The following is a 23,408-nucleotide window of genomic DNA, read 5'->3' on the forward strand; positions in this document are numbered from 1 at the left end:
CGAGCCGGCGCTGTTTGACTGTTTTTGCTGACCGAATATCAACGCCTTGCGGCGGGTACCGCTATGCACGCCTTGCCCACTTCCGAAATGACGAGCTTGCCAGACGCGGCCTTGGGCCAGGCGTTGGAGCAGCCCTTGCTGGCCGTCGAAGGCTGCCTGAATCTGTTGGGCGAGGCCTTGCTGCGGCGCGACAGCCAGGCGATCGAGCTGCATGCCAGCGCGCTGCACCAGGCCCTGGCCGAGGCGATCGCGATGTTCAGCGAAGCCGCACGCAGCGGCCAGGTGCCGCCCAATCTGCGCCACCGTCTGGTGCAGGCCGGCGGCCGTGTCGCCGCGCAGCGCGAGTCGCTGGCTCGCGCCACCGCCGCGCTAGACCGTGCGATCGACGTGCTGATGCCCGGCGAGGCCAGCGGGCTGTACTCGGCGCTGGGCAAAAACGAGCGCAAGTCGCTGGGCGGCGGGTCCTACCAGGCCTGATCCGAGCTCTCCCCCACCTGCCAAAGCCACCTCAAGAGGTGGCTTTCTTGCGTACGCACTCCAAATAGGCATGGCCATCGGGCGGCAGGCCGCTGCGCTGCGAGGCCCAGATCATCTCGCCCAGGCAGTCCATGGCGGCATGTTGCGCCTCGTGCATCGATTGGCGCTTGGCTGCCAGCAGCGCGATGGCCTGGCGGATGCCGGTGGGCTGGTCGATTGACTGCTGCTCGGTAATGGTCAGATGCATCGAGAGATGCAAAAAGGGGTTGGTCCTGCCTTCTTCGACCGTGTAGACGGTGTTGACGGCGGTCTCCTCGTCGGCCAGTTCGGCGTGGTATTCGGGGTGCTCGTCAATCCACTGCGCGGCAATGGCTTCCATCGGGATCAGCGGCGCACCGTCGCGCAGCTTGCGGTAGGTGGCGCAGAAAAAACGGCGCACCTCGATTTGGGAGGGGGCAAACATCGCGCTATTGTCGCTGTTCACCCGCATTGCGGTGCGCGGCGCGGCGCGGCTACGATGGTTTCCCCGTGATTGCTCAGGAGACTTCATGCCCGTGATCCTGGTCGCCAACCCCAAGGGGGGCGTCGGAAAAAGCACGCTGGCCAGCAATATTGCCGGCTACTACGCCCGCCAAGGGCATGCGGTGATGCTGGGTGACGTCGACAGCCAGCAGTCGGCCCGCCAGTGGCTGGCCTTGCGAGCGACGCATCTGCCGGTCATCCAGAGCTGGGATGTCGAAGCCAAGGGCCTGTTGAGGCCGCCCAAGGGCGTCAGCCATGTGGTGCTGGACACGCCGGCCGGGCTGCATGGCAAGAAGCTCGCTTCGCTGCACGCACTGGCCGACAAACTTCTGATTCCGCTGCAGCCCAGTCTTTTTGACATCCAGGCGACATACGGATTCCTGCAGACCCTGCAAGATCTGCAGGCGCAGTCGGGCGGCAAGAGCCCGCAACTGGCCCTGGTGGGGATGCGCGCGCGCGAGGGCACCCTGTCGGCCCAGCAGCTGCAGCAGTTCGTGCAGGGCCTGGCGCTGCCGGTGCTGGGCATGCTGCGCGACACCCAGAACTATGTGCAACTGGCGGCCCGCGGTCTGACCCTGTGGGACGTCGCTCCCAGCCGGGTCGAGCGTGATCTGGCGCAATGGCAGGCGCTGGGGGATTGGCTGGACCACTAGACGATGCGGACTTTCGAATGCCTGGCCGATCTGGCCGAGCTGCAGGGACAGGAAATCGGCCTGAGCGACTGGATCGAGGTCGACCAGGCCCGCATCCAGCGCTTTGCCGACGCCACCGACGACCAGCAATGGATACATACCGACCCCGCGCGGGCGGCAGCCGGGCCGTTTGGCGCGACCATTGCCCATGGGTTCCTGACGCTGAGCCTGCTGCCGGCCTTTTTCGACAGCGGTTTTCGCGTCGCGGACAGTCGCATGGGCATCAACTACGGTCTCAATAAGGTGCGCTTTCCCGCACCGGTGCCCGTGGGCAGCCGTTTGCGGGCGCGTTTCACGCTGCTGTCCTACGAGCCTATCGAGGGCGGGGCACAGCTGGCGGTGCAGGTGAGTGTGGAGTGCGAGGGCTTTGCCAAGCCGGTCTGCGTGGCGGAGTCGCTGACGCGGCGCTACCTCTGACTTGTTCGAATTGCGAACCAATGCGGCAGCGATATCCCCCATGAGGGTTGTGCCCAAGCCCGGAGCACTTGCCTATGATCCAGGCCCAAGACCATGCATATCGCTAAGCATTTCGCCAAGTTTGAGGCATCGAGAAGAAAGGGCCGAGCATGAAAGTACTGCTCATTGATGATCACCCGCTGATCCTGTCGGCCCTACAGACCGTCATCGAAGGTTTGGGTGACGATGTTCAGGTGGTCGGCGCCGACAGCGCTGCCGCTGCCCGGTTGACGCTGAAGCAACAAATTGATTTCGATCTGGTGCTGCTGGACCTGCAACTGGGCGACGCCAGCGGCTTCGATCTGCTGGAGGAATTCCGCGGCGCCTACCCGGCCCTGCCGGTGGTGGTGATCTCGGCCTCGGACCGCGCCAGCGATGTCATCCGATCGATCGACCAGGGCGCGATGGGCTTTGTGCCCAAGCGCAGTAGCACCGAGATGCTGTCGCAGGCCCTGCGCCTGGTGATGTCCGGTGGCATCTATGTGCCGCCGATGAGCTTGGGCAACGAGGTGTCGTCCACCGCCGAGCCGGCGCCGGCCCAGCAGCGCATGCAGCAGATCCAGCAGGCCGCCAGCGATTCGGCCTACCAGACCACCGGCGGGCTTGAAGCGCTTTCGCTGACGCCGCGCCAGACCGATGTGCTGGCCCTGTTGCTGCAAGGCAAGCCCAACAAGATCATCGCCCGCGAGCTGGGCGTCTCGGTCGAAACGATCAAGGACCATGTGGCCGCCGTTCTGAAGGCCTTGGGCGTCAGCTCACGCACCCAGGCGGTGCTGGCGGTGGGGCAGATGATGCAGCGCCAGCCCGAAGCGCATTTTTCAACCTGGCGCGCCGCTCAGGCCTGATCGGTCTCGAACACTGGCTCGGGCAGCGGTTCGGCCAGGCTCGGTGAATAGGCCAGGCGCACATAGATGGGGGCGAAGGCCTCAGCCTGGGTGATCTCCAGCAGGCGCTCGCGCGCCAACTCCAGCAGCGCGATGAAGGTCACGACCAGCACCTGCGGTCCGCGGCTGAGCTCGAACAGCTGCTCGAATTCGACGAAGCGCTGGCCCTGCAGTCGGCGCAGCACGATGCTCATGTGTTCGCGCACAGACAGCTGCTCGCGGGTGATGCGGTGATGCTGGTTCAGCTTGGCCCGCTTGAGGATGTCCAGCCAGGCGTCGCGCAGGTCATTGGGCTCGACATCGGGAAAGCGCGGCTGCAGTGACTGCTCGATATGGACCTGCGCACGCAGGAAGTCGCGCCCCAGCACCGGTAGCGCGTCCAACTGGGCGGCGGCGAGCTTGATGCGCTCGTACTCCAGCAGCCGCCTCACCAGCTCGGCGCGCGGGTCTTCGGGCTCGGCCCCGTCCTCGGTCTTTTTGGGCGGCAAGAGCATGCGCGACTTGATCTCGATCAGCATCGCCGCCATCAACAGGTATTCGCTGGCCAGCTCCAGATTGCTCTTGCGCAACTGGTCGACGTAGCTGAGGTACTGGCGCGTCACGTCGGCCAGCGGGATGTCGAGGATGTTGAAGTTTTGCCGCCTGATCAGGTACAGCAGCAGGTCCAGCGGCCCCTGGAAGGCCTCGAGAAAGACCTCCAGCGCATCCGGCGGGATGTAGAGGTCCAGCGGCATCTGGAACAGCGGCTCGCCGTAGAGGCGGGCCACGGCGACGCCATCCACCGTCAGCGGCGTCGCGGCGGCGGCCGGCTCGGCCGGCAGTGGGGGCAGCGGCGCGTCGCTCAAGCCGGCGCTCCTAGACGGGCGGGGTTTCAGTCGCCCTTGGTCTGGTAGACGTAAGGCTGCTGGGCGATCTTGGCGGCGCGGAATTCGGCCTGGGCCTGGCGGTCCACCGGTTTATCCCACAGCAGGGCACGGCCGGCGCGCTGTTCTTGTTCCAGCGTCGGCTTCTTGGCCTTCAGCTCATCGATGAAGCTGCTGACTTCGGACTTGTATGGCTTCCAGAACAGGGGCATGGCGTGGCGCAATCGGCTGCAAAAACGGCGATTTTACAGGCCCGCTTGCCGGCAAGCGCCACGCCAGGCGGTCAAATCGGCATGAATGCCGTCCGGCCCCAGTGCCTCGGCCAGTCCGCCGCGCGCAATCAAGCTGGCAGGCTGCTCGTTGAGGCCACAGAGCACCAGGCGCTGGCCCTGCCGTGCCAGCATGCGCTGCAGCTGTACCAGCGCGTCCAGCCCCGAGGTGTCGATCGAGATCAACTGATGCAGGTCCAGCACCAGGGTGTGGCAGCCGGCCGGCAGGGTTTCGGCCAGACCTTCGACCTTGCCGACCGCGCCGAAGAACAGCGCGCCGTAGACCCGCATCAGCTGGGTGCCGGCGATCTCGCTGGGCAGCGGCTCGACGCGAAACAGCGTGCTCATCCTGTAGATGAAGAACAGGCAGGCCAGCACCAGACCGACCTCGACAGCCACCGTCAGATCGAACACCACGGTCAGCACAAAGGTGCCGAGCAGGATGGTGCGGTAGGGCAGGCTGAAGCGGCGCAGCCGCGCAAATTCATGCCACTCGCCCATATTCCAGGCCACCACCAGCAGAATGCCGGCCAGCGCCGCCAGCGGCACGTACTCGGCCAGTGGCGCAGCCGCCAGCACGATGACCAGCAAGGTGGCGGCGTGCACCATGCCGGAGACCGGGCTGCTGCCCCCTGCGCGCACATTGGTGACGGTGCGGGCGATCGTGCCTGTGGCCGGGATGCCGCCGAAAAAGGGCACAACCATATTGGCTACACCCTGGGCCATCAGCTCCTGGTTCGGGTCGTGGCGGGGCAGAGCCGTCATATTGTCGGCCACCCGGGCGCACAGCAGCGACTCGATCGCGCCGAGCAGGGCAATGGTCAAGGTGGGGATGAAAAGCTGCTTGGCGCTGCTCCAGCTGAACTCGGGCAGTTCAAAGCCGGGCAGGCTTTGCGGGATGCCACCAAATCGACTGCCTATGGTCTCCAGCGGCAGGCTCAGGCCCTGCGCCAGCAGCGTCGCGCCGACCAGCGCGATCACCGTGCCCGGCAGCTGAGCCATCACCCGGTGCACGCGCTGGCGCCAGGGGCCGTGGCCGCGCTGCATCTGGTAGGTCTTGGGCCACAACAGCACCACGCCCATGCAGCCCAGGCCCAGCAGCAAGGCCCAGGGGTTGAAACTGTGCAGATGACGGCTCATTGTGTCGAGCTGGCCGAAGAAGTCGGCGGGCATCTGCGCGATGTCCAGCCCGAGCAGGTCCTTGAGCTGCGACAGCGCGATGAGTACCGCGATGCCGTTGGTGAAGCCGATCACGATGGACACAGGGATGTAGCGCACCAACGCGCCCAGGCGCAGCATGCCCATCAGCACCAGCAGGCCGCCGGCCAGCACGGTGGCGATCAGCAGATTGGCCAGGCCGTAGCGCTGCACGATGCCGTAGACGATCACGATGAAAGCACCTGCCGGCCCGCCGATCTGCACGTTGGATCCGCCCAGCGCCGAGATCAGAAAGCCCGCGATGATGGCAGTGACCAGGCCCTGCTCGGGCTTGACGCCCGAGGCGATCGCGAAGGCGATGGCCAGCGGCAGCGCGACGATGCCCACCGTGATGCCGGCGCCGAGATCGGCGATGAAGCGCTGGCGGCTGTAGCCGCGCAGCGCGCTCAATGCGCGGGGGTGAAAGCGGTGCAGCGGCGGCATCGTGTGATGTCAGCCGCCCGTGTTTCAGCGCACCCGCATGCCGGGTTGGGCGCCGGGGAAGGGCTCCAGCACGAAGATGCCGGGATTGGTTTTCTCGTCGGCGTGGCTGGCGGCCAGCACCATGCCTTCGCTGATGCCGAACTTCATCTTGCGCGGGGCCAGGTTGGCGACCATCACGGTCAGCTTGCCTTCGAGGTCTTCGGGCTTGTACGCGCTCTTGATGCCCGAGAAGACGTTGCGCAGGCGGCCCTCGCCGACATCCAGCGTCAGGCGCAATAGCTTGTCCGAACCCTCGACATGCTCGGCCTTGACGATTCTTGCGATGCGCAGGTCGACCTTGGTGAAATCGTCGATCTTGATCTCGCCGGCCAGGTCTTCACCACCGGGCACGACCTTGGCTGCTTCGACAGGGGCGGGTGCTTCGAACAGGGCTTCCAGCAGCTTGGGGTCGACTCGCTGCATCAGGTGTTCGTAAGCGCCGATCTGGTGGGCACCGAGCGCGCGGGCGCTGTCGGCGAACTGCATCGGCTCTACCTTCAGGAAGGTCTCGACCTTGGCGGCCAGGGCCGGCAGCACCGGCTTCAGATAGATGGTCAGCAGGCGGAAGGCCTCGATGCAGACGCTGCAGACATCCTGCAGCACGGCATCGGCGCCTTCCTTCTTGGCCAACTCCCAGGGCTTGTTTTGGTCCACGTACTCGTTGACCTTGTCGGCCAGCAGCATGATCTCGCGCAGCGCCTTGCCGAGTTCGCGCTCTTCATAGAGCTCGGCGATGGTGTCGGCATGGGCGCGCAGCGTGTCCAGCAGCGTGCGGCCCTCGACGCCCAGATCGGCCGACAGATGTCCGCCAAAGCGCTTGGACAGGAAGCCGGCGGCACGGCTGGCGATATTGATGTACTTGCCCACCAGATCGCTGTTGACGCGGGCGACGAAGTCCTCGGGATTGAAGTCCACGTCCTCGACCTTGGCGTTGAGTTTGGCGGCCAGGTAGTAGCGCAGCCACTCGGCATTCATCCCCAGGTTCAGGTACTTCAGCGGATCCAGGCCGGTGCCGCGGCTCTTGCTCATCTTCTCACCGTTGTTGACGGTCAGGAAGCCGTGCACATAGACATGGTTGGGCGTCTTGCGGCCGCTGAAATGCAGCATCGCCGGCCAGAACAGCGTGTGGAAATAGGTGATGTCCTTGCCGATGAAATGGATCTGCTCGACCGAATCGTCGGCCATGAAGGTGTCGAAGTCGCGGCCGAGCTTGCCGAAGTAGTTCTTCAGCGAGGCCAGGTAGCCGATCGGCGCGTCCAGCCACACATAGAAATACTTGCCCGGCGCATCGGGTATCTCGATACCGAAGTAAGGCGCGTCGCGACTGATGTCCCAGTCGCCCAGGCCGCCCTTGCCCTCGTCATCCTTGGTGAACCATTCCTTGATCTTGTTGAGCACCTCGCTTTGCAGCCGGCCCGGGGTCTGGGTCCATTGCTCCAGGAACTCGATGCAGCGCTGATCACTCAATCGGAAAAAGTAGTGCTCCGAGCTCTTCATCACCGGCGTCGCGCCGGTCAGCACCGAGAACGGGTTCTTCAGCTCAGTGGGAGTGTAGACCGCGCCGCAGACCTCGCAGGAGTCGCCGTACTGGTCCTTGGCGCCGCACTTGGGGCACTCGCCCTTGATGAAGCGGTCTGGCAGGAACATGGACTTCTCGGGGTCGAAGAACTGCTCGATGGTCTTTACCGAGATCAGCTCATTGGCGCGCAAGGCCTTGTAGATTTCCTTGGAGAGTTCGTGGTTCTCCGGGCCATCGGTCGAGTGCCAGTTGTCGAAGCTGATGTGAAAGCCGTCCAGATAGGTCTTGCGGCCGGCCGCGATGTCGGCCACGAACTGTTGCGGCGTCTTGCCGGCCTTCTCGGCGGCAATCATGATGGGCGCGCCATGGGCGTCGTCCGCGCCGACGAAATGCACCTCCTGCCCGCGCATGCGCTGGAAGCGCACCCAGATATCGGCCTGGGTGTATTCCATGATGTGGCCAATGTGGAAGTTGGCGTTCGCGTAGGGCAGGGCGGTGGTGACGAAGAGCTTGCGGGTCATGGCGGGCAAATTCGGGCAGAGGGAAACAGGGCCGGCGTCGCATGACGGCTGCCATGCTGGAGCGAGATTTTAGGTGCCGGCGCCGCGCGGCTGAGCGCGGCCTGCGGCCAATACCAGGTCAGCCCTTGTTGGGCTCTGCGGCGGCCTCGCCGTCTGCGGGTGCCGCGGGAGCGTCGGTGCCACCCGCATCGGGCTCATCCTGGCCGCCTTGGCCGCCACCGCTGAGTTTGCGCTGGCGCTTTTCTTCGTTCTTGCGTTTCTTTGCCAGCTCGCGTTGCCGTTTTTCGTATGAGTAATTGGGTGTTGCCAAGGCCGACTCCTTCGGTGGCTTGCGACATGCAAGCCCAGTCGCCACTGTAACCGCAGCGCCGATCCCCATCGCGCCCGGTACTGCGGGGCTCGCGCCAGCCATGTGGATAACTTTGTGGGCAAGCTGGGCCGTTTTCGCTAAGTGCTTGAATTTGCTGGTGAAGCCTGGTCGCTGCTATTGATCGCCGCGGCCCAGCATCGTATTCAAATCAAGGACTTGGCCCGGCTTGGCTGCGCTGTTTGCCGGCGCGTGCCCCAATGCGCGCGGCTGTCACGCAGTCGCAACAATTGGGGATAAGTCAAGGGCTTGCCAATATTTTTCTGGTCTTCAGCACAGGCCATGGCCTTGGTCACCGGACTGTCGCCCCAGGCACGGCTCGTTGACGATATATGACATTCCAGTTAGGACCAAAAGCTCAATTCGACATCAAAGATCGCGCTTAAGGTCTTGATTTGTAAGGCTTGGTGAAGCTATCCACTTCTTCTGTGGATAACTTTGTGGAGAACATCGGTGCAGCGGCGCTAAACCCTTGATATGCCGCGCTTGCGCTTGGCTTGCCGGTTTTTTGAGCAGGCGATACGGCTCTATATGAATCAACGACTTAGCGCGATTTCGGGGAAACGCGCAGATGCAGTGCAGCATGCGTGCCGGCATCCGGCAGCACGCCGCGAGGGGCTGAGTGTTTGGGGATAAGTCAAGCCCTGATGTTGAAATCGTCCTCGCTCTGTCCACCGCTGATGTGGACAAGTTTGTGAACACCGCTTCGATAGTCGGGCTAAGTGCTTGATTTGCCAGTCTTGTTCTTGCTGTGCCTGCTTTTTAGGCAGGCTGCGGGTGTGCCCCGAAAGAGGCCTGCTCCGCCTCCCGCTAAAATCACGGCTTTTGCACGAGATAGCCACTGCTCATGGTCCAGGCACTAGAGGGAAACAACAAAGCCGGCAAACCTGCGTCCAGGGCCCATGAGGTGTTTGAACTCAAGAGTGCGTCGCTGAGTCTTCTCACGCTGGTGCTCAAGACTGGCGATCTGACGCAGCTGTCGGCCGAATTGCGCCAGCGCCTGGGGGGCACGCCCGAGGTGTTCAATCATGATCCGCTGCTGATCGATTTCTCGCAGTTGCAGCAGATCGAGCCCGGCAACGAGCCGGGCCAGGCGCAACTGAGCCTGGATGCCGAGCCCCCTATCGATCTGCCCGCCCTACTGGCCTTGCTGCGTGAGTACCGCATGCAGCCGGTGGCCGTGGTCGGCGCCGGCCCGAGCTTGCTGGCGCGCGCGCTTTCCCTGGGACTGGCCGAGGCGCCGGAGCCGGAGCCGGTGGCGCCCCGCCCCGAGGCGCGGGTCGAGACAGTGGTGCAGGAAGTGGTGCGCGAGATCGTGCACGAGGTGGTCCGCGAGGTACCTGGCGACGCGGTCAAGACCTTGGTGATCGACAAGCCGCTGCGCTCCGGCCAACAGGTCTACGCCAAGGGTGGCGATCTGGTCGTGCTGGCCCTGGTCAACCATGGCGCCGAAGTGATCGCCGACGGCCATATCCATGTCTATGCGCCGCTGCGCGGCAAGGCCATCGCCGGCGCGCGTGGCAATACCGACGCGCGCATCTTCGCCGCCAGCATGGAGGCAGAGCTGATCGCGATCGCCGGCATCTACCGGACCACCGAGAACCCGCTGCCCGACACCGTGTTCGCTAAGCCGGCGCAGATCCGGCTGGAGGGTGAGAAGCTGGTGATGGAGCCGCTGAAGCTGTGACGCATGTTGAAAATTTCCCGGGCCAGGCAAGACCTGACCCTTTTGAATATTGAAAAGGACTTGAATCGATGAGCAAGATCGTCGTAGTGACTTCCGGCAAGGGTGGTGTCGGCAAGACCACCACCAGCGCCAGCTTTGCAACTGGCCTGGCCCTGCGTGGCTACAAGACGGTGGTGATCGATTTTGACGTGGGCCTGCGCAATCTCGATCTGATCATGGGTTGCGAGCGCCGCGTGGTCTATGACCTGATCAATGTCATCAATGACGAGATCAAGCTGAGCCAGGCGCTGATCAAGGACAAGCAGCTCGACAAGCTGTTCATCCTTGCGGCCTCGCAAACGCGCGACAAGGACGCGCTGAAGCAGGAGGGCGTCGAGCGCGTGCTCGAAGAGCTCAAGGCGATGGAGTTCGACTACATCATCTGCGACTCGCCGGCCGGTATCGAGACCGGCGCGCTGATGGCCATGCACTTCGCCGACGAGGCGCTGGTCGTGACCAATCCCGAGGTGTCCTCGGTGCGTGACTCCGACCGCATCCTGGGCATGCTCAACAGCAAGACCAAGCGCGCGATCGAGGGCAAGGAGCCGATCAAGGAGCATCTGCTGATCACGCGCTATAACCCCAGCCGCGTCGAGGGCGGCCAGATGCTGTCGCTGGAAGATATACACGAGATCCTGCGCACGCCGCTGATCGGCGTGATCCCCGAGTCCGAAGTGGTGCTGCAGGCCTCCAACCAAGGTCTGCCCGCCATCCATATGAAGGGCAGCGAGGTGGCCGAGGCCTATGCCGATGTGGTGGCGCGCTTTCTGGGCGAGGACAAGCCGATGCGATTCATCGAGGCGGTCAAGCCCGGCTTTTTCAAACGCCTGTTCGGCAGCAAGTGAGGGAGGCCGCGATGGGATTTCTGTCCTTCTTTCTCGGTGAGAAAAAGAACACCGCCAGCGTCGCCAAGGAGCGGCTGCAGCTGATCCTGGCACATGAGCGCAATGGTCGCAGCACCAGCCCCGACTACCTGCCCCAGCTGCAGCGTGAGCTGGTCGCGGTGATCTCCAAGTACGTCTCCATCAATCCGGACGACATCAAAGTGCATATGGAGCGCGAGGGCAATTTTGAAGTGCTCGAAGTGAAGATCGAGCTGCCCGAGCCGAATCGCGTTTGAGTCAAGGCTGTTCAAACGCTATCAGGCCTGCCGGTGGCGGGCCTGCTCTCGCAGCATGAAGAGGTAGAGACTCTCGACCTTGGCGCGCGCCCAGGGCGTCTTGCGCAGAAACTTCAAGCTGGAGGCCACGCTCGGATCGCTCTGGAAGCAGCGAATCGCGATGCGCTCACCGAGCTCCTGCCAACCGAAATAGTCGGCCAGCGCGGTGACGATCATCTCGAGGGTCTTGCCTTGCAGGGGGTCACTCATGGTCGAATTGCTGCCAGTTCTTGCCCTTGAACTGGGCGTAGTAATTCTTGATTTTGCGCATATCGGCCTCGACATCGCCACTGGGCTTGAACACCGGCCCGAGGCCGCTGAGCTTGCGCGGGTAGTCCATATAGGCCATCACGATGGGCACCTGGGCCTGGTGGGCGATCCAGTAAAAGCCGGTCTTCCAGTAGCGTGTCTTGCTGCGAGTCCCCTCGGGAGGCACGATCAGCTGCACCGGTCCGTCGGCACGGCGCAGCGCCTCGGCCGAGGCCGCCACCAAATTGCTGGACTGCTCGCGGTTCACCGCGATGCCGCCCAGCCAGCGCATCAGGCCGCCGAACGGCCAGCGAAAAATCTGCTGCTTGCCCATCCAGTAGATGTTCAGGCGCAGCGCGAACGCCACCATCAGTGTGTAGGGCAGGTCCCAGTTGCTGGTGTGCGGCGCGGCGATCAGCACGCACTTGGGCTGCTCGGTCGGCAGCGCGCCGGAGAGCTTCCAGCCGCGCAGCTTCAGCCATGCCAAAGACAGGGCGCGTAGCGCGGTGTTAACGACAGGCGTGGTGAAGATCGTGCGGTGCATGAGGGGCCGTGATGGCGGCAAAGCCGGCGATTGTCCTACGCCTGTGCACCTTTATTGAGCAGCCTAGCGCAAAGCCTGTGAAATCAATCACTTGGCGACGGCGTGCGCAGGCTGTGCACGGACTTGTCCACAGTTCACAGGGACAGTTCAGGCGCGCAGCCGAAAACTCGCTACTGCGTCCACCAGTTGCGCTGCCTGGTCCTTCAGGCTCTCGGCCGCCGAGGCCGACTGCTCGACCAGGGCGGCGTTTTGCTGCGTCATCTGGTCCAGCTGATGCACTGCCTGACCGATCTCGGACAGGGTCAGTGCCTGGTTGGCGCTGGAGCTGGAGATCTCGCCGATGATGTCAGTCACGCGCTTGACGCTGTCGACCACCTCGCGCATGGTGCTGCCGGTCTCGCCGACCAAGCGGCTGCCGCCCTCGACGCGCTCGACCGAGGCCGAGATCAAGGTCTTGATCTCGCGTGCCGCCTGGGCGCTGCGCTGCGCCAGCGCACGCACCTCGCTGGCCACCACGGCAAAGCCGCGCCCTTGCTCGCCGGCCCGGGCGGCTTCTACCGCCGCGTTCAGCGCGAGGATGTTGGTCTGGAAGGCGATGCCGTCGATCACGCCGATGATGTCGGCGATCTTGCTGGACGACTGCTGGATCTCGCTCATCGTGCTGATGACCTGCTCGACCATCGCGCCGCCCCGGCCGGCCACGTCCGAGGCCGTCTTGGCCAGGCCGTCGGCCTCGCGCGCCGCCTCGGCGTTGAGCTTGACGCCTTCGCCCAGCTGCGCCATCGCCGCGCCGGTCTGCTCCAGGCTGCTGGCGGCCTGCTCGGTGCGGTTGGACAGGTCCAGATTGCCGCTGGCGATCTCGGTGGAGGCCAGCCGCACCTGCTCGGCCGCGCGGCGCACACCGGTGATGGTCGTCGACAGGCTGCCCTGCATGTGGATGAGCGCGCCATTGAGCTCGGCCAGCTCGTCGCGGCCCTCGGCACGCGGGCTCGCGGTCAGATCGCCCTCGGCGATGGCCCGGGTCAGGCTCTGCGCCTGGGCCAGCGGCACGGTCACCGAGCGGGTGATGGCCACGGCCACGCCCAGGCCCAGCAGCACGGCCAGCAGCATCAGGCCGGTCACCAACTGGCGGGTGGTCTGTGCTTCGGCCTCGGCCTCGCGGCGCGCGGTCTGCAGTACCTCGCGGGTGTAGTCGGCATAGCTGTTGATGGCCGCCAGGTAGGTCTCCATCGCCGGGATCAATTCAGCAGCGACACGGGCCTGGATGTTCTCGCCCGCCTTCTTCAGCTTCATCAGATCCTCGCGCGAGGCCTGATACTTCTTGCGCGCCTCGCCGATCACATCGGTGAGCCGGTCCGCCTCGGGCGTCTTGCTGATCTTGTCCAGCTCGGACTGGACTTTGTCGATACGCTCGGACACTTCCTTGGAGCGGCGCGTCAGCGCCTTGACGAAGACCTCGTCATCGACCGCCATCGACACGATGCGACGCTGGATGCTGCCCTCGCTCATGCCGGCCCATTGGCGCGACAGGTCCAGTGCCTGCATATCGACCTCGACCAAACGCTCGATGCGCTGGTTCAGCATCGAGACCCGCACGATGCCGACGGTGGAGGCCACCATCATCAGTAACATGACCAGGGCAAAGCCGGCCAGTACGCGGGTGCGCAGGCGCCAGTTGTTGAGTTTGAACATGGGAGGGCGAATGACAGGGTTGGAATACCGCCATGCTGACCCAGTCGCCGCTGCTTCGATCGGTGGAATTAGGGGTTAACCAGAGTGCAGTCCGGCGCTACAGCGGGGCATCGAACAGATTGATGGTGCCCGGCGCCTCCAGCGTCAGCGCGCTGCGCGCGCAGGCCACGCAGGGCAGGATCCAACCTTCGGCCTTCTCCTCGCGGCTCAGCCCGGGCCACTCGATGCGGTAGTCGATCTGCCCGTCCAGCAAGCGGGCGATGCAGGCCCGACAGCTGCCGTTGCGGCAGGAATGGGGCATGCGCAGGCCCATCTGCAGCGCGGCCAGCAGCAGGGTTTGTTCGGGCGGGGCATCGAATTGCCAGCCCTGCGGCCGGATCTCGACGGGGAATGCAGCAGTCATGCTGGCATGATGCCTGCTCCCCGACAGTCACAGCGCCATGAACGAAACCCCGAAGACATTTTTTGCTACCGAAGCGCGCCGCCACGTGCTGCGCACCTTTATCACCGGTTTCTTGACCGTGCTGCCGCTGCTGGCCACGCTGGCCTTGATCGGCTGGGTGGGATCGATGCTGCTGAGCTTTATCGGTCCGGACAGCTGGCTGGGCCACGGTATCGGATTGCTGACCCTGGGCCTGATCGAGTCCCAGGGCATGGCCTATGTGCTGGGGCTGGCGCTGGCGATGGGGCTGATCTATCTGCTGGGCCTCGTGGTCGAGACCCAGTTGCAGCGCCGGCTGAAGGATGGCATCGAGGCGTTGATCGCGCGCATCCCGGTCATCAGCACGGTCTATGACCTGCTCAAGCGCATGATAGAGATGCTGTCCAAGCGCGACGAGGCCGGCGTGCGCTCGATGGCGCCGGTGTGGTGCCATTTCGGCGGGGTCAAGCCTGGAGGCGGGGCCTTGGTGCTGGGCCTTCTGTCCAATCCCGAGCCGGTGCTGATCGACGGGGTCGCCTATGTCGCGGTGATCGTGCCGACAGCGCCGGTGCCGGTCGGCGGCGGCCTGCTGTTCTTGCCCACCGAATGGGTGCGGCCTGCGGAGATCGGCATGGACGGGCTGACCAGCCTCTATGTCTCGATGGGGGTCACCAGCTCCGAGGTGCTGGGCGCGAAGGCGGCGGCCAAGCCCGTGGCCACGGTGGATGCCTGAGACAATACGGGGCTGTCTCCACAAGAGCTTCCCATGATGCAAGCCCAAGAGTTCTTCGACGCGCTCAATCGCGACTACCTGCGGGTCCACAAGACCAAGGAAGACCTATTCTGGTCCACCTATATGGCCACCAGCGAGGACCACGCCGGCTTCGCGGCTGCCGAGGCGCGTTACAAGGACTTCATCTCCGACCCGGCGCGGCTAGCCGCAACGCGCGCTCATCTGGCCGCCGTGCAGGCCGAGCCGGCCGGGCCAGTACGCGACGCGCTGCTGCATGGGCTGCAGGGCTGGCTGGCGCTTTTTGAGGCGCATATCGTCGACAAGGCCGAGGGCCAGGCCTTGATGCGCGAGCTGATCGCGGCCGAGGCCGCGCTGTTCGCAAAGAATAAAGAACTCGCGCCCACCCATCTGAACGAACGCGGCGAGCGTGAGGTGGCCACGTTGTCGATGCTGGCCACCAATATGGCCACCAACCCCAGCGAGGCCGGGCGCCGCAGCGCCTACGAGGCCTATGGCGAGATCGAGCGCTGGGTGCTGGACAAGGGCTTTCTGGACCTGGTGCGGCTGCGTAACCGCTTCGCGCGCACGCTGGGCTTTGCCAACTATTTCGAGCTGAAGCTGCGCAAAAACGAGCGTATGACGCCGGCTGCCTTGTTCGAGATCCTCAACGACTTTGTCGACCGCACCCAAGCCGCCAATGACCGGGCCCTTGCGGGCCTGGTCGCCTCGCATGGCGAAGCGGCGCTGCTGTCCTGGAACCTGCGCTACTTCAGCGGCGGCGATGTCGTACGTCGCATGGACGAGTACATGCCCTTTGGCCCGGCACTGCGCCGCTGGGTGCAGAGCTTTCGGCGCCTGGGCATCAGCTATCGCGGCGCCACGATGCAGCTGGACCTGCTGGCGCGCGAGGGTAAGTACCAAAACGGCTTCTGCCATGGCCCGATCCCGGCGTATGTCGACGAGTCAGGAAGCTGGGTGGCCGGCCAGATCAATTTCACCGCCGAGGCCAAGCCTGACCAGGTTGGCAGCGGCCTGCGTGCGATCAACACCTTGTTTCACGAGGGCGGCCATGCCGCGCACTTCGCCAATGTGGTGCAGAACTCGCCCTGCTTCTCGCAGGAGTTCGCACCGACCTCAATGGCCTACGCCGAGACGCAGTCGATGTTTTGCGACAGCCTCTTGAACGATGCCGACTGGCTCAAGCGCTATGCACGCAATGCTGCCGGCGAGGCCATCCCCGATGCGTTGATCCGCGAGCGCATCGCGAGCCAGCAGCCGATGCGGGCCTTTGATGAACGCGCGATCGCCGTCGTGCCCTATTTCGAGGCCGCGCTTTATGCGATGGACGATGCCGCGCTGACGGCCGAGTCTGTGCTGGCGCTGGCCCGCGCGACCGAGCTGCGCATCCAGGGCGTGGCCGCCGGCCCTCGGCCGCTGCTGGCGATTCCGCATCTGCTCAACCAGGAATCGGCCGCTTCCTACCAGGGCTATCTGCTGGCCCATATGGCGGTCTACCAGACTCGCGCCCATTTCCTGCGCGAGCATGGCTATCTGGCCGACAACCCGGCCATCGGTCCTGCATTGGCCGAGCACTACTGGGCGCCTGGCAACAGCATCGACCACGACGCCACCTTGCGCCGCCTGACCGGCGAGGGTTTCTCGGCGCGCTATCTGGCCCAGGCCTGCAACGAGTCGGTCGACGAGGCCTGGGCCAGCGCGCAGCAGGCCATGGCTGCGGCCAGCGCGCGGGGTGAACCGGCGGCCGGCCTGCCGGCGCTGGACGCGACGATACGCATCGTCCATGGCGCCGAACTGCTGGCCGACAGCAGCCAGGGTGAGGACGCGATGTGCGAGCGCTTCGAGCGCTGGGTCGGCGAGCATTATGTGAGGCCCGCGCTGCCGTGAGCCCTTCGCTGAAGTACCTGGCTGGTTATCCGGTCGAGCTGCAGGCCCAGGTGCAGGGCATGATCGACGCTGGCAAGCTCAGCGAGTATCTGCAGCGCCGCTACACCGACACGCACGAGGTGCGCAGCGACAAGGCCTTGTTCGATTACACCCAGGATTTGAAGCAGCGCTTCATGCGCAATGCTGAACCGCTGAACAAGGTCTGCTACGACGCCAAGCTCAAGATCATCCAGCACGCGCTGGGCACCCATACCCGCGCGCAAAACGTGCAGGGCGCCAAGCTCAAGACGCGCCGCGAGATCCGCATCGCCACGCTGTTTCGCGAAGCCCCGGCCGAGTTCCTGCGCATGATCGTCGTCCACGAGCTGGCCCATATCAAGGAGCTGGAGCACAACAAGGCGTTCTATTCGCTGTGCCAGCATATGGAGCCGAACTACGGGCAGCTGGAGTTCGATCTGCGCTTGTGGCTGACCAATCAGGAGTTGGTCCAGTGATTCTTCTTGCGCCGATGGAGGGATTGCTCGATCACATGCTCAGGGACGCGCTGACCCGCGTCGGCGGCATCGACCGCTGCGTTTCCGAGTTCATCCGCATCACCGACATGCTGATGCCCAACCGCGTTTTCACGCGCATCGTGCCCGAGCTGCTCAATGGCAGCCGGACCGCCGCCGGTGTGCCGGTGCGACCGCAGCTCCTGGGCTCCGATCCGGTCTGCATGGCCGAGAACGCTGCCAAGCTGGCGGCGCTAGGCCCCGAGGGCATCGATCTGAACTTTGGCTGCCCGGCCAAATGCGTGAACCGCCATCGCGGCGGCGCGGTGTTGCTGGACGAGCCTGAGCTGATCGCCCGTATCGTCGGCGCGGTACGCCGCGCCGTGCCGGCCCATTTGCCGGTCTCGGCCAAGATGCGGCTGGGCTATCTTGACGATTCGAAGACGCTGGATTGCGCGCTTGCCATGGTCGAGTCTGGCGCCGAGGAGCTGGTAATCCATGCCCGCACGAAGGCAGATGGTTACAAGCCGCCAGCGTATTGGGACCGCATCGCGGCGGTGCGTGCCGCGGTCCAGGTGCCGGTGATCGCCAATGGCGAGATCTGGACCGCGGCCGACGCCGAGAACTGCCGCGCCCAGTCGCAGTGCGAGGATTTGATGGTGGGCCGGGGCATGGTCGCCGATCCGGGGCTGGCACTGGCGATCAGAGGCGCTGCAGCGGCGCCGCTGCCCTGGGCTCAGCTGCTTGTGCTCATGGAAATGTTCTGGGCTCAGGTGCGCCGCCATGTCGAGACTCGCCATCAGGCCGGCCGGCTCAAACAATGGCTGAACTATCTGAAGCGCCGCTACCCCGAGGCCGAGCAGGCCTACTGGCGGGTGCGCACGATCAACGAGCCCGGGCTGCTGGAGCAAGAGTTCTTCGGCTGGACGCCGATCAAAGAGGCCGCATGAGATTTGCCCTTCACAGACTGCTGCTGGTCTGGCTGCTGCTGATCGCGGCCGCCGCCTCTGCCCAGGACCCGCTCGACACTGATGCCTCGCTGGACAGCGCGCGCACCCAGCTTGAGCAGATCCGCAAGCGACTCGGTGGCGATCAGCGGGACGGCAAGCCGCTGGGCGATGCGGAGCTGGCGGACTTTCGCCGCCAGCTGCTGGCGTTGCAACAGCGTGCCGAGGCGATTGCCCTGGAGCAGGCGCCGCAGTTCGACAGCGCGCAGGCCCGACTGGCTGAACTCGGGCCGGTGCCGGCGGAGGGCAGCGAGGCCGGCGACGTGGCCGAACAGCGCCGTGCGCTGAAGAAAGGCAGCGAGCTGCTGGACACCCGGATGAAGCTGGCGCGGCTGCTGGCGCTGGAGAGCGAGCAGTTGTCCGACGAGGTCGGCGGGCAGCGGCGGGCGCGCTTTCGGGCCGAGCTGTTCGAGCGCACCGACTCGGTCCTGGCGCCGAGTTTCTGGAACGATTTACGCAGCGGTCTGACGCGCGATACCGCGCGGCTGCAGCAGTTCAAGCAGCGCTTGAGCGACGCAATCGCGAGCAGCTCGGGTGCGCGCTGGCTGGCACTGGCGGGCATGCTGCTGGCGGCGCTGGCGCTGCGGGTTTGGCTGGGCCGCTGGCTGACCGAGCTGGCTTCGCAGCGCACGCCGCCGGGCCGGGTGCGGCGCTCGCTTTACGCGGTGCTGCAGACCCTGCTGGCCATGCTGGTGCCAGGGGTTGCTGCCTATGCGTTGGCTCTGGGGCTGAGTGAGAGCCTGGCCGACGCAGACCCGCTGCGCACGCTGTTGGCCAGCAGTGTCGGCGCGGTATGTTTTGCTGCCTATATCGCGGGCCTGGGCCACGCGCTGCTGACGCCGCGCCGGCCCTCTTGGCGCCTGTTGCCGCTGCCCGACTCGGTGGCTTTGGGCCTGCGCTGGTACCCGACCCTGATCGGCGCGGTCACCTTCGTCGGCTGGTTCATGCAGCGCCTGACCGGCGGCCTGTCGCTGAGTCTGGCCATCGAGGTGGCGGTCAATGGCGCTTACGCGCTGGCCCTGGGTGCGGTGCTGGTGCGCACCGTGCATCGCGGCGAGCAGCTGCGCCGCCTCGCAATGGCCCAAGTCGAGGCCGACAATGATGCCAAGCAGGCGACCGATGACGCGCGACCGACCTGGCTGACGCTGAGCCTGGTGGCCGTCTGGGGCATTTTGGTGATGGCCTTGCTGGGCATCGTGGTGGGCTATGTCGCGCTGGGCAGCTTCGTCGTGCGCCAGATCACCTGGATCGCGGTGCTGGCGCTGAGCGCTTATTTGCTGAGCTTGCTGATCGACGATGCCACCACCACCTGGCTGATCGACGACGAGTCCTTGGGCGAGATCCGGCCCCGGCCCGGACGTGCGCTGCGCAACCAGGCCGTCGTGCTGGGCTCCGGTGCGCTGCGGCTGACAATCTGGCTGCTGGTGCTGGTGCTGATATTGGCGCCGTTCGGCGAAAGTCCGGCCGATCTCTTGCAGCGCACCGACCAACTGCGCGAGGGTATTGCCGTGGGTGAGCTTCAGCTCAAGCCCACCGCGCTGCTGCAGTCGCTGCTGGTCTTCCTGCTGGCCTTGCTGGCGTTGCGGGCGCTGAAGTCCTGGCTCAGCGAGCGTTTCTTGCCCACCACCTCGTTGGATGCCGGCATGCGCAGCTCGGTCACTACCTTGCTGAGCTTTTTGGGCACCGTGGTGGCCATCGGCCTGGGGCTGTCCGCTATCGGCCTGGAACTGGAAAAGGTGGCCTGGATCGCCAGCGCGCTGTCGGTGGGCATAGGCTTCGGCCTGCAGGCCGTGGTGTCCAACTTCGTCTCCGGCTTGATCCTTTTGGCCGAGCGGCCCGTCAAAGTTGGCGACTGGGTGGTGCTGGGCGGGCCGGGGCCTGGCTTCGAGGGCGACATCCGCCGCATCAATGTGCGCGCCACCGAGATCCAGATGGGCGACCGTTCGACTGTGATCGTTCCGAACTCCGAGTTCATCACCAAGATCGTGCGCAACGTGACGCATCAAAACCCGGTCGGCCTGGTGCAGATCAAGCTGCCGATGCCACTGGACTGCGACACCGCCAAGGTCAGCGAGATCCTGCGTCGCGCTTTCGAAGCGCACGACGATGTGATGGAAACGCCAGCGCCCAATGTTCAGCTCGACGGCATCGACAAGGGCCAGCTGGTTTTCAACGCCACCGGATTCGTCGCCTCGCCGCGCCAGAGCTACGGGGTGCGCAGCGCCTTGCTGTTCCGAGTGCTGCAAGACCTGCGCGAGGCAGAGGTGCCGCTGTGGCAGGCGCCGGGCCTGGTGCTGCGCGAGGCCCCGCCGCCCGAACTCCCGCCTTCCGAACTGCCTCCCAAGCAACACCCATGAGTACTTCTTCGAGCAACAGCCGTCTGGTGTATTCCACCGACAGCGGCCGCACCTGCCCCAACTGCCGGCAGGCCGCCGCCGACTGTCGCTGCAGCAAGACCAAGCCGATTCCCGCCGGCGACGGCATCGTGCGCGTCTCACGCGAGACCAAGGGCCGCAAAGGCAAGGGTGTGACCCTGATCAAGGGCCTGGCGATGGACGAGGCCGGGCTGACCGCGCTGGCCAAGCAGCTCAAAGCCAGTTGCGGCTCCGGCGGCACGGTCAAGGACGGTGTCATCGAGATCCAGGGCGACCATCTCGAGACCGTGATGGCCCGGCTCACGCAGGCCGGCCACAAGGTCAAAAAGGCGGGCGGCTGAGCGCTATCGGCCCCTGAAGATGCGCGCCGCCAGCACGCTGGCCGCCAGCACCAGCAGCGCGCCGGCTGCCGCGCTGAGCTGCAGCGACTCGGTGAAGACGGCCCGGGCCGCACCCAGCAGCTGCTGGCCGGCCTGGCCGCCGTGCTGGCTGGATAGGGCCTCGGCCGCCGCGATGGCGCCGCCCAGGGTGGCCAGGCTGGCCTCACCGTCGCGGGCCGACAAGCCGGCCGGCAGCGCATTCGAGAGCTGGGCCCGGTAGTAGAGGCCGCCCAGGCTGCCGAATACTGCCACGCCGAGCGCGGCACTGAACTCCGAGACCGTTTCCGAGATCGCCGAGGCCGCGCCGGCCCGCTCCGGCGGAGCCGAGCTGATGATCATTTCATTGCCTATCGTGAAGACCGGCGCTAGCCCCAGGCTCATCACGACGGTGCCCGGCACCAGCCAGAGCAAGCCGCCGCTGGCAAGGCTGACCATGCCGAAGCCCAGCGCCGCGACCACCAAGCCCCACACCACCACGGCCACCGGCGGCCAGCGCCGGGCCAGCCGCGGCGCCAGCAGCGAGCCGGCGACGAAGGACAGGGCCCAGGGCAGCGTGGCTAGGCCGGCTTGCAGCGGCGCCAGGCCCAGCACCAGTTGCAGATACTGGGTGATGAAGATATAGACCCCCATCATCGCCAGGCAGGACAGGCCGTAAGCCGTGATCGCAGCCGAAAAGCGCGGCAGCGCGAACAGCTTCAGGTCAAGCAGCGGGTAGCTGAGTCGGCGCTGGCGCCGCACAAAGGCCCAGGCAATGGACAGACCGACCAGCAGTAACGCGGCTGCCGGCCAGTCGGGACCGTGCTCGGCCGTCCACTTCAACGCCAGCACCAAGCTCAGCGCGGCTAGCAGCGACTGGGCCGCGCTGAGCAGGTCCAGCGGCCCGGCGTTCGGGTCACGGTATTCGGGCAGCAGGCTGGGGCCGAGCATCAAGAGCAGCATCATCACCGGTACCGCGACGAGAAACACCGAGCCCCACCAGAAGAACTGCAGCAGCACACCGCCCACCAGCGGCCCGATGGCCGCACCGACCGAGAAGCTGGCGATCCAGATGCCGATCGCGAACTGGCGCTCGTGCGGGTCGTGGAACATATTGCGTATCAGCGACATCGTCGATGGCGCCAGCGTCGCGCCGGCCACACCCAGCAGGGCCCGCATCGCGATCAGCATTGCGGTGCTGTTCGAGAAGGCCGCGATGATGGAGGCCAGACCGAAGGCTGCCGCGCCGATCAAGAGCAGCTTGCGCCGGCCGATGCGGTCGCCCAGGGTGCCCATGGTGATCAGAAAGCCCGCCACCATGAAGCCGTAGATGTCGACGATCCACAGCAGCTCGGAGGCCGAGGGTTTGAGCTCGGTGCTGAGCGCGGGCAGAGCCAGGTTCAGCACCGTCAGGTCCATCGAGTAGACCAGGCAGGGCAGGGCGATCACGGCCAGGCCGGTCCATTCGCGGCGGCCGGCTTTGAGGGGGGCGGTATCGAGGGTGTGGTTCATCGTGCGGCTTGTTCATACACCAGCATGGCGGCGGCCAGGTCTTCCAGCGCGCTGCCGACGGACTTGAACACCGTGCGTTCGCTGGCGCTGGTGCGGCCGCTGCGCAGCCGGCACAGCGCGGCCAGGTCGCCGCGCACATGGTCGGGGCTGATGACGCCGCTGGCCAGTGGGCGCAGCAGATCGCCGCTCTTGCGCAGCGCCTCGTCGGTGTCCACCCACAGCGAGGCGCCGGCGAAGCAGGCGTCGTCGGCCTCGCGCATGGCCGGGGTGAAGCTGCCGATCAGGTCCAGATGGCTGCCGGGGCGCAGCCATTCGCCGCGTATCAGCGGCTCGGTGGCGAGGGTGGCGCAACTGACGATGTCGGCCTCGGCCACCGCGCGGGCCAGGTCCGTCACCGCCTCAATGTCGACGTCGGTATCCGCGCCGAGCTGCCCGGCCAATGCCGCCGCCGCCTCGGGCCGACGCGTCCAGACCCGCACCCGCTCGATGGTGGGCAGCGCGGCGCGATAGGCCTCGGGCAGCAGCGCGGCCACCCGGCCGGCGCCGAGCACCAGCAGGCTGCGCGCATCCGGCAGGGCCAGCCGCGACGCCGCCAGCGCCGAGGCGGCGGCGGTGCGGCGCGAGGTGATCTCGTCGCCCGCCATGCTGGCCAGCGGCTGGCCGGTGGTGGCATCAAACAGCAGATAGCTGGAGAACAGGCCGGGCAGACCCAGCGCCGTGTTGCCCGGCGCGATGTTGACGGTCTTGATGCCCAGGTAGCGGCCCGGCAGCCAGGCCGGCATGATCAGCGTGGTGAGCAAGTCCTGACCTTGAGCGCCGCCGATGCTGTGCACGTGGCGGGGCGGCACCTCGCAGCCGCTGATGAAGAGGCGCTCCAGCGCTGCCATCAGCGGCGGGAAAGCCAGGGGGCGGCGGGTGGCATCGGCGTCAAAAATCTGGATCATCATCATCCTGCGGTTGCCGGCGCATTCTCGCCCCGGCCCCGCCT

General features: G+C 65.6%; 25 protein-coding genes. 13 read left to right on the forward strand and 12 right to left on the reverse strand.

Annotated elements, in window-relative coordinates:
- The first annotated feature begins 87 nt into the window (after positions 1 to 87).
- Positions 88 to 477, forward strand: a complete 390-nt coding sequence (locus OOZ63_RS18730) for a hypothetical protein (protein WP_137943252.1) — start codon at positions 88 to 90, stop codon at positions 475 to 477.
- 31 nt (positions 478 to 508) lie between these two features.
- Here the strand turns inward: OOZ63_RS18730 and OOZ63_RS18735 are convergent, their stop codons facing one another.
- Positions 509 to 940 (reverse strand): DUF1841 family protein, encoded by a 432-nt coding sequence (locus tag OOZ63_RS18735; RefSeq protein ID WP_266007114.1) that lies wholly within the window; start codon positions 938 to 940, stop codon positions 509 to 511.
- 85 nt (positions 941 to 1,025) lie between these two features.
- On the opposite strand from OOZ63_RS18735, the gene OOZ63_RS18740 reads away from it, so the two are divergent.
- The 3 genes from OOZ63_RS18740 (at position 1,026) to OOZ63_RS18750 (ending at position 2,992) form a co-directional block, all read left to right on the forward strand.
- Positions 1,026 to 1,652, forward strand: coding sequence for a ParA family protein (locus OOZ63_RS18740; RefSeq protein ID WP_266007115.1), 627 nt, complete (start codon positions 1,026 to 1,028; stop codon positions 1,650 to 1,652).
- Positions 1,653 to 1,655: 3 nt separating this feature from the next.
- Positions 1,656 to 2,108 carry a MaoC family dehydratase gene (locus tag OOZ63_RS18745; protein WP_266007116.1) on the forward strand — a complete coding sequence of 151 codons (453 nt, stop codon included), beginning with the start codon at positions 1,656 to 1,658 and terminating at the stop codon, positions 2,106 to 2,108.
- A 149-nt stretch (positions 2,109 to 2,257) separates the two neighbouring features.
- Entirely contained in the window at positions 2,258 to 2,992 is a 735-nt protein-coding gene (locus OOZ63_RS18750; RefSeq protein WP_266007117.1) for a response regulator, read from the forward strand.
- Here OOZ63_RS18750 and OOZ63_RS18755 read toward each other — a convergent pair.
- The 5 genes from OOZ63_RS18755 to OOZ63_RS18775 all read right to left on the reverse strand — a co-directional run bounded on the left by OOZ63_RS18755 (position 2,983) and on the right by OOZ63_RS18775 (position 8,193).
- Complete coding sequence (locus OOZ63_RS18755) at positions 2,983 to 3,876, reverse strand: segregation and condensation protein A (protein WP_416234755.1); 894 nt, start codon at positions 3,874 to 3,876, stop codon at positions 2,983 to 2,985. The two genes, OOZ63_RS18750 and OOZ63_RS18755, sit on opposite strands and share 10 nt — an antisense overlap.
- 26 nt (positions 3,877 to 3,902) lie before the next feature.
- Entirely contained in the window at positions 3,903 to 4,106 is a 204-nt protein-coding gene (locus OOZ63_RS18760) for a DUF3460 family protein (RefSeq protein ID WP_266007118.1), read from the reverse strand.
- Between the two features lie 33 nt (positions 4,107 to 4,139).
- Positions 4,140 to 5,804: a SulP family inorganic anion transporter gene (locus OOZ63_RS18765; RefSeq protein WP_266007119.1), complete on the reverse strand. Its 1,665-nt coding sequence runs from the start codon at positions 5,802 to 5,804 to the stop codon at positions 4,140 to 4,142.
- Positions 5,805 to 5,828: 24 nt separating this feature from the next.
- Complete coding sequence (gene metG / locus OOZ63_RS18770) at positions 5,829 to 7,883, reverse strand: methionine--tRNA ligase (RefSeq protein WP_266007121.1); 2,055 nt, start codon at positions 7,881 to 7,883, stop codon at positions 5,829 to 5,831.
- Between the two features lie 118 nt (positions 7,884 to 8,001).
- Complete coding sequence (locus OOZ63_RS18775; RefSeq protein WP_266007122.1) at positions 8,002 to 8,193, reverse strand: hypothetical protein; 192 nt, start codon at positions 8,191 to 8,193, stop codon at positions 8,002 to 8,004.
- A gap of 904 nt (positions 8,194 to 9,097) precedes the next feature.
- Between OOZ63_RS18775 and minC the strand changes: the two genes are divergently transcribed.
- The 3 genes from minC to minE all read left to right on the forward strand — a co-directional run bounded on the left by minC (position 9,098) and on the right by minE (position 11,096).
- Positions 9,098 to 9,937, forward strand: a complete 840-nt coding sequence (gene minC / locus OOZ63_RS18780; protein ID WP_416234756.1) for a septum site-determining protein MinC — start codon at positions 9,098 to 9,100, stop codon at positions 9,935 to 9,937.
- A gap of 68 nt (positions 9,938 to 10,005) precedes the next feature.
- Positions 10,006 to 10,821: a septum site-determining protein MinD gene (gene minD / locus OOZ63_RS18785; RefSeq protein ID WP_137943243.1), complete on the forward strand. Its 816-nt coding sequence runs from the start codon at positions 10,006 to 10,008 to the stop codon at positions 10,819 to 10,821.
- 11 nt (positions 10,822 to 10,832) lie between these two features.
- A complete protein-coding gene (gene minE, locus OOZ63_RS18790; protein ID WP_266007124.1) occupies positions 10,833 to 11,096 on the forward strand; it encodes a cell division topological specificity factor MinE in 264 nt (87 codons plus the stop codon).
- 21 nt (positions 11,097 to 11,117) lie between these two features.
- On the opposite strand, the gene OOZ63_RS18795 is transcribed toward minE, so the two are convergent.
- The 4 genes from OOZ63_RS18795 to OOZ63_RS18815 all read right to left on the reverse strand — a co-directional run bounded on the left by OOZ63_RS18795 (position 11,118) and on the right by OOZ63_RS18815 (position 14,023).
- A complete protein-coding gene (locus tag OOZ63_RS18795; RefSeq protein ID WP_266007125.1) occupies positions 11,118 to 11,345 on the reverse strand; it encodes a VF530 family protein in 228 nt (75 codons plus the stop codon).
- Positions 11,338 to 11,928 (reverse strand): lysophospholipid acyltransferase family protein, encoded by a 591-nt coding sequence (locus OOZ63_RS18800; protein WP_266007126.1) that lies wholly within the window; start codon positions 11,926 to 11,928, stop codon positions 11,338 to 11,340. Before OOZ63_RS18800 ends, OOZ63_RS18795 begins: the two co-directional genes overlap by 8 nt.
- A gap of 147 nt (positions 11,929 to 12,075) precedes the next feature.
- Complete coding sequence (locus tag OOZ63_RS29120; protein WP_323055767.1) at positions 12,076 to 13,620, reverse strand: methyl-accepting chemotaxis protein; 1,545 nt, start codon at positions 13,618 to 13,620, stop codon at positions 12,076 to 12,078.
- 97 nt (positions 13,621 to 13,717) lie between these two features.
- The gene (locus OOZ63_RS18815; protein WP_266007127.1) at positions 13,718 to 14,023 is read right to left on the reverse strand and encodes a 2Fe-2S iron-sulfur cluster-binding protein; all 306 of its coding nucleotides are present in this window, start codon (positions 14,021 to 14,023) and stop codon (positions 13,718 to 13,720) included.
- Positions 14,024 to 14,060: 37 nt separating this feature from the next.
- Between OOZ63_RS18815 and OOZ63_RS18820 the strand changes: the two genes are divergently transcribed.
- Genes OOZ63_RS18820 through OOZ63_RS18845 form a run of 6 tightly spaced genes read left to right on the forward strand, consistent with a single transcriptional unit; the run spans position 14,061 to position 20,893 of the window.
- Positions 14,061 to 14,774, forward strand: coding sequence for a DUF502 domain-containing protein (locus OOZ63_RS18820; protein WP_266007128.1), 714 nt, complete (start codon positions 14,061 to 14,063; stop codon positions 14,772 to 14,774).
- Positions 14,775 to 14,807: 33 nt separating this feature from the next.
- Complete coding sequence (locus OOZ63_RS18825; protein WP_266007129.1) at positions 14,808 to 16,679, forward strand: M3 family metallopeptidase; 1,872 nt, start codon at positions 14,808 to 14,810, stop codon at positions 16,677 to 16,679.
- A gap of 59 nt (positions 16,680 to 16,738) precedes the next feature.
- A complete protein-coding gene (locus OOZ63_RS18830; RefSeq protein ID WP_416234760.1) occupies positions 16,739 to 17,173 on the forward strand; it encodes a M48 family metallopeptidase in 435 nt (144 codons plus the stop codon).
- A 14-nt stretch (positions 17,174 to 17,187) separates the two neighbouring features.
- Positions 17,188 to 18,120 carry a tRNA dihydrouridine synthase gene (locus tag OOZ63_RS18835; protein ID WP_266007180.1) on the forward strand — a complete coding sequence of 311 codons (933 nt, stop codon included), beginning with the start codon at positions 17,188 to 17,190 and terminating at the stop codon, positions 18,118 to 18,120.
- Entirely contained in the window at positions 18,117 to 20,534 is a 2,418-nt protein-coding gene (locus OOZ63_RS18840) for a DUF3772 domain-containing protein (protein ID WP_266007131.1), read from the forward strand. Before OOZ63_RS18835 ends, OOZ63_RS18840 begins: the two co-directional genes overlap by 4 nt.
- On the forward strand, positions 20,531 to 20,893 hold the full coding sequence (locus tag OOZ63_RS18845) for a translation initiation factor Sui1 (RefSeq protein WP_266007132.1): 363 nt from the start codon (positions 20,531 to 20,533) through the stop codon (positions 20,891 to 20,893). Before OOZ63_RS18840 ends, OOZ63_RS18845 begins: the two co-directional genes overlap by 4 nt.
- A gap of 3 nt (positions 20,894 to 20,896) precedes the next feature.
- Here the strand turns inward: OOZ63_RS18845 and OOZ63_RS18850 are convergent, their stop codons facing one another.
- On the reverse strand, positions 20,897 to 22,420 hold the full coding sequence (locus tag OOZ63_RS18850) for an MFS transporter (RefSeq protein WP_266007133.1): 1,524 nt from the start codon (positions 22,418 to 22,420) through the stop codon (positions 20,897 to 20,899).
- The gene (locus OOZ63_RS18855; protein WP_266007181.1) at positions 22,417 to 23,361 is read right to left on the reverse strand and encodes an ornithine cyclodeaminase family protein; all 945 of its coding nucleotides are present in this window, start codon (positions 23,359 to 23,361) and stop codon (positions 22,417 to 22,419) included. Before OOZ63_RS18855 ends, OOZ63_RS18850 begins: the two co-directional genes overlap by 4 nt.
- Between the last annotated feature and the right edge of the window lie 47 nt (positions 23,362 to 23,408).

It is taken from the genome of Paucibacter sp. PLA-PC-4, from assembly GCF_026241155.1.
Classification (GTDB): Bacteria; Pseudomonadota; Gammaproteobacteria; order Burkholderiales; family Burkholderiaceae_C; genus Roseateles_E.

Coding starts and splice junctions, on each gene's coding strand:
- OOZ63_RS18730 (WP_137943252.1), top strand. CDS start 88: ATGACGAGCTTGCCAGACGCGGCCTTGGGCCAGGCGTTGGAGCAGCCC.
- OOZ63_RS18735 (WP_266007114.1), bottom strand. CDS start 940: ATGTTTGCCCCCTCCCAAATCGAGGTGCGCCGTTTTTTCTGCGCCACC.
- OOZ63_RS18740 (WP_266007115.1), top strand. CDS start 1,026: ATGCCCGTGATCCTGGTCGCCAACCCCAAGGGGGGCGTCGGAAAAAGC.
- OOZ63_RS18745 (WP_266007116.1), top strand. CDS start 1,656: ATGCGGACTTTCGAATGCCTGGCCGATCTGGCCGAGCTGCAGGGACAG.
- OOZ63_RS18750 (WP_266007117.1), top strand. CDS start 2,258: ATGAAAGTACTGCTCATTGATGATCACCCGCTGATCCTGTCGGCCCTA.
- OOZ63_RS18760 (WP_266007118.1), bottom strand. CDS start 4,106: ATGCCCCTGTTCTGGAAGCCATACAAGTCCGAAGTCAGCAGCTTCATC.
- OOZ63_RS18765 (WP_266007119.1), bottom strand. CDS start 5,804: ATGCCGCCGCTGCACCGCTTTCACCCCCGCGCATTGAGCGCGCTGCGC.
- metG (WP_266007121.1), bottom strand. CDS start 7,883: ATGACCCGCAAGCTCTTCGTCACCACCGCCCTGCCCTACGCGAACGCC.
- minC (WP_416234756.1), top strand. CDS start 9,098: ATGGTCCAGGCACTAGAGGGAAACAACAAAGCCGGCAAACCTGCGTCC.
- minD (WP_137943243.1), top strand. CDS start 10,006: ATGAGCAAGATCGTCGTAGTGACTTCCGGCAAGGGTGGTGTCGGCAAG.
- minE (WP_266007124.1), top strand. CDS start 10,833: ATGGGATTTCTGTCCTTCTTTCTCGGTGAGAAAAAGAACACCGCCAGC.
- OOZ63_RS18795 (WP_266007125.1), bottom strand. CDS start 11,345: ATGAGTGACCCCCTGCAAGGCAAGACCCTCGAGATGATCGTCACCGCG.
- OOZ63_RS18800 (WP_266007126.1), bottom strand. CDS start 11,928: ATGCACCGCACGATCTTCACCACGCCTGTCGTTAACACCGCGCTACGC.
- OOZ63_RS29120 (WP_323055767.1), bottom strand. CDS start 13,620: ATGTTCAAACTCAACAACTGGCGCCTGCGCACCCGCGTACTGGCCGGC.
- OOZ63_RS18815 (WP_266007127.1), bottom strand. CDS start 14,023: ATGACTGCTGCATTCCCCGTCGAGATCCGGCCGCAGGGCTGGCAATTC.
- OOZ63_RS18820 (WP_266007128.1), top strand. CDS start 14,061: ATGAACGAAACCCCGAAGACATTTTTTGCTACCGAAGCGCGCCGCCAC.
- OOZ63_RS18825 (WP_266007129.1), top strand. CDS start 14,808: ATGATGCAAGCCCAAGAGTTCTTCGACGCGCTCAATCGCGACTACCTG.
- OOZ63_RS18830 (WP_416234760.1), top strand. CDS start 16,739: ATGATCGACGCTGGCAAGCTCAGCGAGTATCTGCAGCGCCGCTACACC.
- OOZ63_RS18835 (WP_266007180.1), top strand. CDS start 17,188: ATGGAGGGATTGCTCGATCACATGCTCAGGGACGCGCTGACCCGCGTC.
- OOZ63_RS18840 (WP_266007131.1), top strand. CDS start 18,117: ATGAGATTTGCCCTTCACAGACTGCTGCTGGTCTGGCTGCTGCTGATC.
- OOZ63_RS18845 (WP_266007132.1), top strand. CDS start 20,531: ATGAGTACTTCTTCGAGCAACAGCCGTCTGGTGTATTCCACCGACAGC.
- OOZ63_RS18850 (WP_266007133.1), bottom strand. CDS start 22,420: ATGAACCACACCCTCGATACCGCCCCCCTCAAAGCCGGCCGCCGCGAA.